Source organism: Burkholderia sp. Bp8984 (assembly GCF_003853755.1).
Lineage (GTDB): Bacteria > Pseudomonadota > Gammaproteobacteria > Burkholderiales > Burkholderiaceae > Burkholderia.
Genome location: NZ_QTQN01000035.1, coordinates 24,262 through 36,845 on the forward strand (window position 1 = coordinate 24,262; position 12,584 = coordinate 36,845).

The 12,584-nt window shown below is 69.0% G+C and carries 13 protein-coding genes and 1 riboswitch; of the genes, 9 read left to right on the forward strand and 4 right to left on the reverse strand.

Features of this window, described 5'->3' with window-relative positions; all coding sequences use genetic code 11:
* The first annotated feature begins 408 nt into the window (after positions 1-408).
* The 7 genes from DID98_RS28325 (at position 409) to DID98_RS28360 (ending at position 7,874) form a co-directional block, all read left to right on the forward strand.
* Entirely contained in the window at positions 409-1,434 is a 1,026-nt protein-coding gene (locus DID98_RS28325) for a substrate-binding domain-containing protein (protein WP_044844945.1), read from the forward strand.
* Between the two features lie 65 nt (positions 1,435-1,499).
* Positions 1,500-2,528, forward strand: a complete 1,029-nt coding sequence (locus tag DID98_RS28330; protein ID WP_124487543.1) for an ABC transporter substrate-binding protein — start codon at positions 1,500-1,502, stop codon at positions 2,526-2,528.
* A 16-nt stretch (positions 2,529-2,544) separates the two neighbouring features.
* Positions 2,545-3,369 (forward strand): ABC transporter permease, encoded by an 825-nt coding sequence (locus DID98_RS28335; RefSeq protein WP_044844947.1) that lies wholly within the window; start codon positions 2,545-2,547, stop codon positions 3,367-3,369.
* Positions 3,370-3,379: 10 nt separating this feature from the next.
* Positions 3,380-4,270: an ABC transporter permease gene (locus DID98_RS28340; protein WP_124571805.1), complete on the forward strand. Its 891-nt coding sequence runs from the start codon at positions 3,380-3,382 to the stop codon at positions 4,268-4,270.
* A 24-nt stretch (positions 4,271-4,294) separates the two neighbouring features.
* Positions 4,295-5,326 (forward strand): ABC transporter ATP-binding protein, encoded by a 1,032-nt coding sequence (locus DID98_RS28345; protein WP_124571806.1) that lies wholly within the window; start codon positions 4,295-4,297, stop codon positions 5,324-5,326.
* A 38-nt stretch (positions 5,327-5,364) separates the two neighbouring features.
* Complete coding sequence (locus tag DID98_RS28350) at positions 5,365-6,189, forward strand: phosphodiesterase (protein ID WP_124523888.1); 825 nt, start codon at positions 5,365-5,367, stop codon at positions 6,187-6,189.
* Positions 6,190-6,674: 485 nt separating this feature from the next.
* Positions 6,675-7,874, forward strand: coding sequence for an MFS transporter (locus tag DID98_RS28360; protein WP_124571808.1), 1,200 nt, complete (start codon positions 6,675-6,677; stop codon positions 7,872-7,874).
* 21 nt (positions 7,875-7,895) lie between these two features.
* Here the strand turns inward: DID98_RS28360 and DID98_RS28365 are convergent, their stop codons facing one another.
* Complete coding sequence (locus DID98_RS28365; protein WP_124571809.1) at positions 7,896-9,095, reverse strand: EamA family transporter; 1,200 nt, start codon at positions 9,093-9,095, stop codon at positions 7,896-7,898.
* Positions 9,096-9,597: 502 nt separating this feature from the next.
* Here DID98_RS28365 and DID98_RS28375 point away from each other — a divergent pair.
* Both DID98_RS28375 and DID98_RS28380 read left to right on the forward strand, forming a co-directional pair.
* Positions 9,598-9,951, forward strand: a complete 354-nt coding sequence (locus DID98_RS28375; protein ID WP_124487537.1) for a type II toxin-antitoxin system RelE/ParE family toxin — start codon at positions 9,598-9,600, stop codon at positions 9,949-9,951.
* Positions 9,948-10,229: a helix-turn-helix domain-containing protein gene (locus tag DID98_RS28380; protein ID WP_124487536.1), complete on the forward strand. Its 282-nt coding sequence runs from the start codon at positions 9,948-9,950 to the stop codon at positions 10,227-10,229. Before DID98_RS28375 ends, DID98_RS28380 begins: the two co-directional genes overlap by 4 nt.
* Before the next feature lie 41 nt (positions 10,230-10,270).
* Here the strand turns inward: DID98_RS28380 and DID98_RS28385 are convergent, their stop codons facing one another.
* The 3 genes from DID98_RS28385 to DID98_RS28395 all read right to left on the reverse strand — a co-directional run bounded on the left by DID98_RS28385 (position 10,271) and on the right by DID98_RS28395 (position 12,097).
* A complete protein-coding gene (locus DID98_RS28385; protein ID WP_124487535.1) occupies positions 10,271-11,059 on the reverse strand; it encodes a molybdopterin-dependent oxidoreductase in 789 nt (262 codons plus the stop codon).
* 29 nt (positions 11,060-11,088) lie between these two features.
* Complete coding sequence (locus DID98_RS28390) at positions 11,089-11,721, reverse strand: cytochrome b/b6 domain-containing protein (RefSeq protein WP_124571810.1); 633 nt, start codon at positions 11,719-11,721, stop codon at positions 11,089-11,091.
* Positions 11,722-11,830: 109 nt separating this feature from the next.
* Entirely contained in the window at positions 11,831-12,097 is a 267-nt protein-coding gene (locus tag DID98_RS28395; RefSeq protein ID WP_124571811.1) for a pentapeptide MXKDX repeat protein, read from the reverse strand.
* Between the two features lie 270 nt (positions 12,098-12,367).
* Positions 12,368-12,484: riboswitch (TPP riboswitch) on the forward strand.
* The last annotated feature ends 100 nt before the right edge of the window (positions 12,485-12,584 follow it).

Genomic DNA, 12,584 nt, shown 5'->3' on the forward strand with positions numbered 1-12,584 from the left:
CACCGAATTTGAAGGGTTCTGCACCGGTCGTTTCCGGCCGGGCACTCAATCGTTTAAGTCCGCTATGTTTACCAATTTCATCACCCCGGCAAAAGGGCGGACGCGATTCTACCATTGCTTGCGCATGCATTAGCTGATTCGCGCGCATTGCATCGCGATGCAGCATGTCGGCCTGCCCTGTCCACACCCGAACTCGAGCGCCGCAATCGACGTCGGCGCGACACCGTCGCCGATTTCCTCCCGCGCCGCAGCATCCGCCGATACAATCGAATCCGCCCCGCTCGCCGGGCGCCAACCGTCTGATGTTTGTATCGCATCTTTTACGAAACAGACGTCTCGTCAGTCATCGCGAAGTCACAAACGCTTTCGATAATTCTCCCGTCGAAAACGTTTACATCGCGTAACTTCATGCCCCCGACCATCAAGGACGTCGCCGCGCTCGCCGGCTTCTCGATCGCCACCGTCTCGCGTGCGATCAACGCGCCGCATACCGTCAGCCCCGCCACGCTGGCGACCATCCGCACCGCCATCGACACGCTGCAGTTCCGCCCGAGCCCGCTCGGCCGGCAGTTGCGCGGCGAGCGCACGCGGCTCGTCGGTGTCGTCCTGCCGACGCTGTCGAACCCTGTATTCGCCGACTGCCTGCAGGGCATCGACGAACTCGCGACCGCGGCCGGCTTCAAGCTGATCCTGATGACGACCGAATACGACGCGGCGCGCGAGCGCCACGCGATCGAGACACTGCGCGAGCAGCGCGTCGAGGGGCTGATCCTGACCGTCGCCGATGCGGACACGCATCCGCTGCTCGACATGCTCGACCGCGACGGCCCGCACTACGTGCTGATGCACAACGACACGCAACGCCGCCCGTCGGTGTCGGTCGACAACCGCAGCGCCGCCTACGACGGCGTGCGCATGCTGACGGCACGCGGTCATCGCCGCGTGCTGATGCTGGCCGGTTCGCTCGCCGCGTCGGATCGCGCTCGCCAGCGCCATCTCGGCTACGCGCAGGCGCTCGAGGAGGCCGGCGTCGCGACGCTGCCGCCGGTCGAGGTCGACTTCAACGCGGCCGAGCTGCCCGACGCGGTGCTCGCGCACCTCACCGCGCGAGCCACGCGCCCGACCGCCCTCTTCTGCAGCAACGACCTGCTCGCGATGGTCGTGATGCGCGGCTTGCGCCGCGCGGGCTTCTCGATTCCCGACGACCTGTCGGTGCTCGGCTTCGACGGCATCGCGATCGGCGAGCTGCTCGCACCGCCGCTCGCGAGCGTCGCGACGCCGAACCAGGACATCGGCCGTCATGCATGGCAGCGCCTCGTCGAATGCATCGGCGGCGCGACGATCGAGCGCACGTCGCTGATCCTGCCGCATACGGTGCGCGACGGCGCGACGGTCGCGCCGCCGGCCGCCGACCTGCAGTTGCACCAAGCCTGAACGCGCGCGCCGCGCCATCGTGCACGGCGCGCGCAAGCTACCCCGCCCCCGCCCGGAGATCCATCGTGTCCTTTCGCCTGACCTCGCTGCTGCGCGTGCTCGCAGCCCCCGTCGCCTGCGCCGCGCTCGTCGCGTTCGCACCCGCGGCCCATGCCGACGAATCGGCGATCTGCTACAACTGCCCGCCCGAATGGGCCGACTGGGCCGCGCAGATCGCGGCGATCAAGCAGAAGACCGGCATCCGCGTGCCGTTCGACAACAAGAACTCGGGCCAGGCGATCGCGCAGCTGATCGCCGAGCAGAAGAGCCCGGTCGCCGACGTCGTCTATCTCGGCGTGTCGTCGGCGTTCCAGGCGAAGGACAAGGGCGTGATCGCGCCGTACAAGCCCGCGCACTGGAACGACATCCCCGCGAACCTGAAGGACCCGCAGGGCTACTGGTTCGCGATCCACTCGGGCACGCTCGGCTTCTTCGTGAACAAGGACGCGCTCGACGGCAAGCCGGTCCCGCGCTCGTGGGCCGACCTGCTGAAGCCCGAATACAAGGGCATGGTCGGCTACCTCGATCCGTCGAGCGCGTTCGTCGGCTATGCAGGCGCCGTGGCCGTCAACCAGGCGCTCGGCGGCAGCCTCGACGACTTCAAGCCGGGGCTCGACTGGTTCCGCAAGCTGAAGGCGAACGCGCCGATCGTGCCGAAGCAGACCGCGTATGCGCGCGTGCTGTCCGGCGAGATTCCGATCCTGCTCGACTACGACTTCGACGCGTATCGCGCGAAGTACAAGGATCACGCGAACGTCGAGTTCGTGATTCCGAAGGAAGGCACGATCGCGGTGCCGTACGTGATGAGCCTCGTGAAGGGTGCGCCGCACGACGCGAACGGCAGGAAGGTGCTCGACTTCGTGCTGTCCGACGAAGGCCAGAAGCTGTGGGCCAATGCGTACCTGCGTCCGGTGCGCGCGCAGACGCTCGGCGCCGACGTCGCCGCGAAGTTCCTGCCGGCGAGCGAATACGCCCGGGCGAAATCGGTCGACTTCGGCAAGATGGCGGCCGGCCAGCAAGCGTTCGGCCAGCAATACCTGCAAGTGATGCAGTAAGCGCCGGACCCACGCCATGCTCGACCTGACTTTCCCGCTGCGCTGGCGCGTCGCCCTCGTCGCGCCGGCGCTCGCGGTGTTCGCCGCGTTCTGGCTGCTGCCGATGGCGGCGCTCGTGCGGGTGTCCGCCGACGGCGCGTTCTTCACGCAATACGCGGCGCTGCTCGGCAACGCGCGTTACATGACGAGCCTCGGCGAAACGATAGCGTTGTCGGCCGGCGTCACGCTCGCGACGCTGGCGCTGTCGACGATCTCGGGCCTGCTGCTCGCGCGCCGCGAATTCGCCGGCAAGCGCGTGCTGCTCGCGCTGCTCACCTTTCCGCTCGCGTTCCCGGGCGTCGTGGTCGGCTTCATGGTGATCATGCTCGCCGGCCGGCAGGGGCTGATCGGGATGCTGTCCGCGAAGCTGACCGGCGACAAGTGGGTGTTCGCGTATTCGGTTGCCGGGCTGTTCGTCGGCTACCTGTACTTCTCGATCCCGCGCGTGATCGTCACCGTGATCGCGGCCGCGTCGAAGCTCGACGCGTCGCTCGAGGAAGCCGCGCGCTCGCTCGGCGCGTCGCCGTGGCGCATCTTCGTCGACATCGTCCTGCCGGCGCTCGCGCCGGGCCTGGTCGCGGCCGGCGCGATCTGCTTCGCGACCGCGATGGGCGCGTTCGGCACCGCCTTCACGCTCGCCACCGACCTGAACGTGCTGCCGATGACGATCTACACCGAGTTCACGCTGAACGCGAACATCGCGACGGCCGCCGGCCTGTCGATCGTGCTCGGCATCGTCACGTGGGCCGTGCTCGCGCTCGCGCGCCGGTTCACCGGCCACACCGCCGCCGCCGCGGCCTGAGGATTCCTTCATGCAATCGCTTTCCGGTTCGTCCGCGCCGTCGCCTGCTTCGTCGCAGGCGAACGGCGCCGCCCGACGCACGCCGCGCGTGTCGGGCGCGCGCGCGATCGCCGCGCTGCAGTGGGGCGTCACGCTGCTGCTGTGCGCGTTCCTGATCGTGCCCGTCGTGATGTCGGTACTCGCGGGCCTCACCGTCAACTATTTCCGGGGGCTGTCGAGCGGCCTCACGCTGCGCTGGCTCGAACAGGTGTGGCAGCAGTACCAGGGCTCGGTCGCGCTGTCGCTCGGCGTCGCGTTCGCGACGCTCGCGATCGTGCTTGTCGTCGGCGTGCCGGCCGGCTATGTGCTCGCGCGCAGCAAGAGCCGCGTCGCCCGCGTGATCGAGGAAGCGCTCGTGCTGCCGGTCGCGCTGCCGGGCCTCGCGTCGGCGCTCGCGCTGCTGGTCGTGTACGGCGGCTTCACCGCGTTCCGGATGAGCCTGTGGTTCATCGTCGTCGGCCACGTCGTGTTCACGCTGCCGTTCATGGTGCGCGCGGTCGCGGCGGTCGCCGCCGGCGCCGACCTGCGCACGCTCGAGGAAGGCGCGGCGAGCCTCGGCGCGTCGTTCGTCACGCGCTTCGTCACGATCGTGCTGCCGAACCTGCGCCCCGGCATCGTCGCGGGCGCGCTCGCGGTGCTCACGCTGTCGATCGGCGAATTCAACCTGACCTGGATGCTGCATACGCCCGACACGAAGACGCTGCCCGTCGGGCTCGCCGATACCTATGCGTCGCTGCGCCTCGAAGTCGGCAGCGCGTACACGATCGTGTTCCTGCTGATGACGCTGCCGCTCCTCGTCGCAATGCAGTGGCTCGGCGTCGATCCGTCCGGCACGCGCGCGCCGAAGCGTCGCCCGCGCTGACCCTGCGCTGACCTTACCCTTCCCATGAAACTCGATTCCACCCCCATCACCCTGACCCGCTGCGCGAAGACGTTCCGCGGCACGCCCGTGCTCGAACCGCTCGACCTGTCGATCGGCGCGGGCGAGACGCTCGTGCTGCTCGGCCCGTCGGGCTGCGGCAAGACGACGACGCTGCGCCTGATCGCGGGCCTCGACACGCCGGATGCCGGCGGCACGATCCGGTTCGGCGGCGACGACGTGACCGCGCTGCCGATCGAGCGCCGCCAGGTCGGCATGGTGTTCCAGAACTACGCGCTGTTCCCGAACCTCACGGTGCGCGGCAACGTCGGCTACGGACTGAAGATCCGCAAGACCGAGCCGCGCGCGCTGCGCGAACGCGTCGACGAGCTGCTCGCGATGATGCGGCTCGACGCGCATGCGGACAAACCGGTCGATCAGCTGTCCGGCGGCCAGCGCCAGCGGGTCGCGCTGGCGCGTGCGCTCGCGGTGCGCCCGCGCGTGCTGCTGCTCGACGAGCCGCTGACCGCGCTCGACGCGAAGCTGCGCGACGTGCTGCGCCGCGAGATGAATGCGCTGTTGCGCGAGCTCGGCGTGACGACCGTCTACGTCACGCACGATCAGGCCGAGGCGATGGAGCTCGGCGACCGGATCGTCGTGATGGGCGCGGGCCGCATCGAGCAGATCGGCACGCCGCGCGACATCTACTACCGCCCGGCGAACCGCACGGTCGCGCAGTTCATCGGCACGCTGAACCGGCTTGCAGGACAATGGCAGGACGGCGCGCTCGTGACGACGGGGGGCGCGATCGTCACGCCGCATGCCGCCGACGAGTGGTTCTTCCGTCCGGAGGATGCGCAGCTCGCCGATCCCGCGCATGCGCCGCTGCGCGGCGCGATCGGCGCGTGCGCGTTCCTCGGCGAACGCACGCGGCTCACGATCGAGCATGCGGCACCCGACGCGCTCGTGATCGACGTACCGGGCCGCATCGAGCTCGCGCGCGGCACGGCGGTCGGCCTCACGATCGCGCCGGAAGGCCTGATCGCACTCGCCGCGTAACACCGCCCCACGATAACCACACATTCCGAGGAACGACGATGCTGCTTGCTCAAATCAGCGATCTCCACATCAAGCGTCCGGGCCAGCTCGCGTACCGCCGCGTCGACACGGCCGCCGCGCTCGCGCGCTGCATCGCGAAGCTGAACGCGCTGGTGCCGCGGCCCGACGCGGTGCTCGTCACCGGTGACCTGACCGACTTCGGCCACGACGACGAATACCGCCACCTGCGCGACCTGCTCGCGCCGCTCGAGATTCCGTATTACCTGATGGTCGGCAATCACGACGATCGTGCGGGGTTGCGCCGCGCGTTCGCCGATCGTCCCGAATTGCAGGACGGCGAGTTCGTGCAGTACGCGCTCGACGTCGGCGCCGTGCGCGTGCTCGCACTCGATTCGCAGGTGCCCGGCACGAGCCACGGCGACCTGTGCGATGCGCGGCTCGCGTGGCTCACCGCGCAACTCGACGCCGCGCGCGACCGGCCGGTGATCGTCGCGCTGCATCACCCGCCGTTCGTGTCCGGGATCGGACATATGGACGCGCTGCGCCTCGCGCCCGCCGCCGCCACGAAACTCGACGCGCTGCTGCGGCGCTATCCGAACGTCGAGCGCGTGCTGTGCGGCCACGTGCACCGGACGATGTTCACGCGCTTCGGCGGCACGCTCGCATCGGCCGTGCCGGCGCCCGCGCACCAGGTCGCGTTCGATTTGCGAGCGGACGCGCCGTCCGCGTTCCGGCTCGAGCCGCCCGCGTTCGCGGTGCACGTCCATACGCCGGACACGGGAATGACGTCCCACCACGTGTACGTGGACGAAGGCGACGGGCCGTATCCGTTCTATGAGCCGAGCGGGGAACTGGTCGACTGAACCGTACGCAATCGCGGATGCATGACGAGCGGCTGCGGCCGGTCGGGGCCGCGTCGAATGATTGCGGTTGATTGCGGTTGAGCGCGGCCCGCCATGCTGCGATCGCGCCAGCCGCGCAGCCGACCGCGCTTCTGCGCTTCTGCGCTTCTGCGCTTCTGCGCTTCTGCGCTTCTGCGCTTCTGGGCTTCTGGGCTTCTGGGCTTCTGGGCTTCTGGGCTTCTGGGCTTCTGGGCTTCTGGCCGCTGGGCCCGCTGAGCCGCTGAGCCGTTGGGCCGTTGGGCCGTTGGGCCGTTGGGCCGCTGGGCCGCTGGGCCGCTGAGCCGCTGAGCCGCTGAGCCGTTGGGCCGCAGGGCCGCTGGGCCGCAGCACCGCCGGCACGATTCCCGGTGCTCCGGTATGATCGGCACGCTCGCTCGGCGCCCGGCCGCCTGCGCCACCGACGCCGCGCCGCGCGCCACGCCGCCCAACTCCGTTCCGTTGCCGCCATGTCCGCCGCCTCCACCGACCGTCCGACCGACGCCGCCTCGCCCCACTACTCGCGCAGCCTGCTGTTGCTGCTCGCGACGATCGCGGGCGTGTCGGTCGCGAACATCTACTACAACCAGCCGCTGCTCGACAGCTTCCGCTCGGCCTTCCCGGACGGCGCGTCATGGATCGGCGCGGTGCCGACCGCGACGCAGCTCGGCTATGCGGCCGGGATGTTCCTGCTCGCGCCGCTCGGCGACCGCTTCGATCGTCGCAGGCTGATCCTGATGCAGATCGCGGGCCTGTCGATCGCGCTGATCGTCGCCGCGGCCGCGCCGTCGCTGGCGGTGCTGGCCGTGGCGAGCCTGGCGATCGGCGTGCTCGCGACGATCGCGCAGCAGGCCGTGCCGTTCGCGGCCGAGATCGCGCCGCCGGCCGAGCGCGGGCATGCGGTCGGCACCGTGATGAGCGGCCTGCTGCTCGGCATCCTGCTGGCGCGCACGGCGGCCGGCTTCGTCGCCGAATATTTCGGCTGGCGGGCGGTGTTCGGCGCGTCGGTCGCGGCGCTCGTCGCGCTGGCCGCGGTGATCGTGCTGCGGCTGCCGCGCAGCTCGCCGACGTCGACGCTGCCGTACGGCAAGCTGCTCGGCTCGATGTGGCACCTGGCGGTCGAACTGCGCGGGCTGCGCGAGGCGTCGCTGACGGGCGCCGCGCTGTTCGCCGCGTTCAGCGCGTTCTGGCCGGTGCTCACGCTGCTGCTCGCCGGTGCGCCGTTCCACCTCGGCCCGCAGGCCGCAGGGCTGTTCGGCATCGTCGGCGCGGCCGGTGCGCTGGCTGCACCGTACGCGGGCCGTTTCGCGGACACGCGCGGCCCGCGCGCGATCATCTCGCTCGCGATCGCGCTGCTCGCGGCGTCGTTCGTGATTTTTGCGCTGTCGGGGACGAGCCTCGTCGGGCTCGTGATCGGCGTGATCGTGCTGGATGTCGGCGTGCAGGCCGCGCAGATCTCGAACCAGTCGCGCATCTACGCGCTGAAGCCCGAGGCGCGCAGCCGCGTGAATACCGTGTACATGGTGTGCTACTTCATCGGCGGCGCGCTCGGCTCGTCGGCCGGTGTCGCCGCGTGGCACGCCTTTGGCTGGATCGGCATGTGCGCGGCCGGCCTGCTGTTTACCGCACTCGCCGGCTGGTCCCACCATCGCGGCGCACGACGCGGCTGAACGCCGCGTCGCGCACCGGCGTCATGCGTCGGCCCGCGACGCGGCCGGATTGACGGCCGGCGGCGGCGTGAATGCCTGCGCGGGATCCATGACCGCGGCCGGGTCCACGACGGCGGCCGGTGCGGGCACCGCAAGCGGTACCGCGGAAGGCGCGAGGATCGGTGCCGGCTCCGGCATCGCCGCCTGAGCCGGTACTGACGCCGCATCCGCCGTCGGTTCGGCGGCGACGGTTGCCGCGGTCGCCACGGTCACCACGCCCGGCGCAGCATCGGCCGCCGCGCGCGCCGCGGGCCGGCGCGCGGGATCGAACAGGAACGACAGCCCGACGCTGCCGAGGATCGCGACGGTGGCGACCACGGTTGCCGTCGTCACGGGCTCGCCGAGCATCAGCGCGCCGAGCGCGACCGCGACGATCGGGTTCACATACATGCAGCTGCTCGCGATGATCGGGCTCGTGTGGCGAATCAGGTAGCCGTACGCGACGTACGCGGCCATCGTGCAGAACACCATCAGGTACACGAACGCGAACACCGGCGCGACCGCGACCTGCTCGATGCGCTCGCCCATCAGCCACGCCCCGATCGTGGACATCAACCCGCCCAGGCCGATCTGCAGCGACGTCGACAGGAACAGGTCGGACGGCAGCTTGAGCCGCGTCGCGAGATGCGCGCCGCCCGCCCAGAACAGCGCGCCGGCCAGCACGCAGATCGTGCCGAGCGCCGAGTTCGCGGCGGCCGCGCCGCCCGAATTCAGCACGACGATGCCGACCATCCCGAGCGCGACGGCCGCCCACTCGCCCTTCGTCACCGCGCGCCCGGCGACCGCCGCGATCACGGTCGCGAACAGCGGCACCGTCGCGACCATCACCGCGGCCGAGCCGCTGCTGACCGTGCGCATCCCGAGCGCGATCGTGCCCGACGACAGCGCGACCAGCATCGTGCCGACGATCGCCGAGTTGCGGATTTCGAGCAGCGTCGGCCATTCGGGCTTGCGCCGCAGCGCGAAGATGAACAGGCCGATCCCGCCGAGCAGGTTGCGCAGTCCCGACAGCAGCAGCGGCGGGAACGACTGCAGCGCGAAATGCAGGCCGCTGTAGGTCGAACCCCAGACGAAATAGATGAAGACGAGGGCGAGCGCGACGCGGCCGCCGCGGCTTTGCGGCAGGCGGATCCGGATCGGCAGGCGGGCGAGGAAATCGAGGAGGCGGTCGAGCGGGGTCATCGTTCAGGCCGCCCGCACGACGTGTCGCGTGCTCCGCTGAAAGACGCCGGAGAAACCGGCAAACGGCCCTGACTGGACCGGGAAGGCGGAGACGGACGTGCGGAACGACATGGCAGTGCGAACGGCGACGAATAAGAACCGGCAAGCGGCGGCAGAGGGTCGAAAAACGGGCGCGAGCCGCTTCGGCTGCGCACGCTCGGCATTATGGCATCAAGGATTCGAAAGCATCATCAGACCAGTCTGAAAGCTTATCGACTGACGTTTCGGCGCGACATTTTTCGGCATCCGGACCAACCGGAGCGGGAGCCGGATACGCGCGGCGCGGGCGTCGCGCGGGCCGCCCGGCATCCCGTCCTGCAGCAGCGATCGCTCCATCGGCCTGATGGCCAGTCATGCGCTTCAGCGGTCGCTTCGCGCTTATGGTGATGATCGGTGACGGTCGGCAGGCGCATCCGGCCGCCGACATTCGCCCTTTCGACCCGCACACCACCCATACAAAATTTTGTATAATTCCACCATTCTCGCGCCGAAGCCCGTCGTGTTCGTCGGCACCGCACTCGACGACCTGCGCGGCTTTCCGCTTCTCGCGCGCCGCGAAGCCGGCCACCAGATCGACCAGGTGCAGCGCGGCCTCGCGCCCGACGACTGGAAGCCGATGCGAACCGTCGGCCCGGGCGTGCGGGAGATTCGCCTGCGCGATGCGAGCGGTGCGTTCCGGATCGTCTACGTCGCGACCTTCGCCGACGCGATCTACGTGCTGCATTGCTTCCGCAAGCAGTCGGCACGCACCTGCAAGACCGATATCGACCTGGCGGCCCGACGCTACCGGGCGCTGATGATGGAGAGGAAACGATGAGCAACGAACGTCATGCGAGCGTCTGGGACGCACTCGAAGGCCGGCCGGCCGAAGCCGAGAACATGAAGCTGCGCTCCGAGCTGATGATCGCGCTCAAGCAGCGCATCGCGCAGCTCGAGCTCAGCCAGGCGCAGGCCGCGCAACGGCTGGGCGTCACGCAGCCGCGCGTGTCCGATCTGCTGCGCGGCAAGATCAACCTGTTCGGGCTCGACGCGCTCGTGAACATGGCGGCGGCGGTCGGCCTGCGCGTCGACCTGCAGGTGCGCGAATCCGTGTGACACGCCGCGACGCAGGCAGCACGCGTTCGCGCGCCGCCGCATCACGATCCGCCGAACCAGTTGTACCCCTGATCGACCCAGTAGCCGCCCGGGAAGGTATCGGTCACGAAGATTTCCATGATGTGTTTCGGATTCTTGTAGCCGAGCTTGGTCGGCATCCGCAGCTTCATCGGGAAACCGAATTCCGGCGGCAGGCGATGGCCGTCGTAGTCGAATGCGAGCAGCGTCTGCGGATGCAGCGCGGTCGGCATGTCGATGCTTTCGTAGTAGTCGTCCGCGCATTTGAAGCCGACGTATTTCGCGTGCGTATCGGCGCCGGCACGCGCCAGAAACGCGCCGAACGGCGTGCCGCCCCAGCGGCCGATCGCGCTCCACCCTTCCACGCAGATGTGCCGCGTGATCTGCTCCGCGTGCGGCAGCGCATACAGCTCGTCGAGCGTCCACACGCGCTTGCCCGTCACGCGGCCCGACAGCACGAGCCGGTACGTCGATGCGTCGACGTGCGGCACGTCGTCGATGCCGTAATACGCGTTGAACGGGAACGGCCGCGTGATGTCGGCCTCGGTGTAGGTCGGCGCGAGCCGCTCGCCGCTGAAGAGCCACGCCTGCACGCGGTCGTTCATGCGCGACACCTTCTCGAGGAACGTGTTGACCGACGCGTCGTCCTTCAGCGTGCAGCCGGTCAGCATCGTCAGGCCGCCGAGCGTCAGGATGCGGCGATTGAACAGCCGCCGCGACGGCATCTCCAGCTCGCGGCGCACGTCGAGTTCGAGCGACTTGCGGTCGAGCGTCCAGCGCGAATCAGCGCGCCTGTATTCGGAATCCGACATGATGATTTCCTTCACCCGGAGTTGACGGGTCAGCGCCCGCGCAGCATCGCGAGCAGCGAGCGCGGCACCAGCAGCGCCATCGCGACGTGCACGACGAAGAACGCGACGAGCAGCGACATCGCCCAGAAATGCGCGACGCGCGCGTTGTCATAACCGCCGAACAGTTCGCGCAGCAGCGGAAACTGCACCGACTTCCAGATCGTCAGCCCGGACAGCACCAGCACGATCAGATCGACGATCGCGACCAGGTACGCGGCACGCTGCACCGCGTTGTAGACGCTCAGATCGTCGTGCGCGAGCCGGCCGCGCAGCGCGGCGCGCACGTCGCGCCACACGGACGCCGGCGTGACGGGCAGCATCTTGCGCGCGAGGCGCCCGGTCGCGATCGACATCGTCAGGTAGAACAGCCCGTTGCCGACCAGCAGCCACATCGCCGCGAAATGCCATTGCAGCGCGCCGCCGAGCCAGCCGCCGAGCGTGATGCCGTGCGGAAACACGAACGGCGGATAGATCGGCGACGCATCGTAGATGCGCCAGCCGGACAGCGCCATCAGGATCGCCGCGAGCGCGTTGAGCCAGTGGCTCACGCGCACCCACAGGGGATGAATCTTGCGGGCGGGCGGCGTGACGGCCGCGCGCCCGCTGGCGGGAACGGTTTGCATGATGAAGACTCCCGGAACGCGTCGACGAGACGAGACGAGTCGAGACAAAACGAGACGCGGGCGGCCGTCGTCGAGCACACGCGCCGGCCGCACGCCCTGTCCGGCTCCGTCAGTTCGACGGCGCCATCTTGTCGTCCGACTTCGCCTTGCCCATCTCGTCGTGCGACATCGCGTCTTTCTTCATCGCGTCCTTCTTCATCGCATGCTTCTTCATGGCGTCCTTCTTCATCGCGCCGTCCTTCGCCATCGCGTCGTGACCCATCGCGTCCTTCGACATCGACGAGCCGTTTTGCGACATCGCGTCGTTCTGCGCATACGCGCCCGTTGCAAGCGTGGCGAAAGCAGCGACACAGGTGGCGACCAGTACGTTTTTCATGACATCTCTCCAAAACATGGGTTTAAGGAGCCGAATAGACGGACGACGTCGCGGGAAATGACAGCCGCTGCGAAATTTTTTTTGTGAGGTCGCGCGAAGGCGCGCCATGTTGCACCGCTTCGCCGCGGCCGGCCGAGCCGTGGGGCCGCGCGGCGGCGAAGCGCGCCGTCATTTCGACGGGCCATCACACCGCCCGCCATGCTGCGGCCGCACCGGGACGGCCGATCCCGTCCCGGTTGAAACCGCCGCCAAGCCAGTGTATCGTGTGCGCTGCTAACGCGGGGGTCCTGCAATGCGTTCGGTCAAACAACCGGCATTGCGGGTGAGAAATACCCTTTGAACCTGATCTGGATAATGCCAGCGCAGGGAAGCGTACGGATTTCACCGCCATCCTTCTGACGAAATCCGCCGCCTCACCAAGCCTCGTCTCCTGCTTAGCTCGAGCCCCACATTCGTCAAGGGCTCCGGGCAAGCGCCGAAGCGCCTG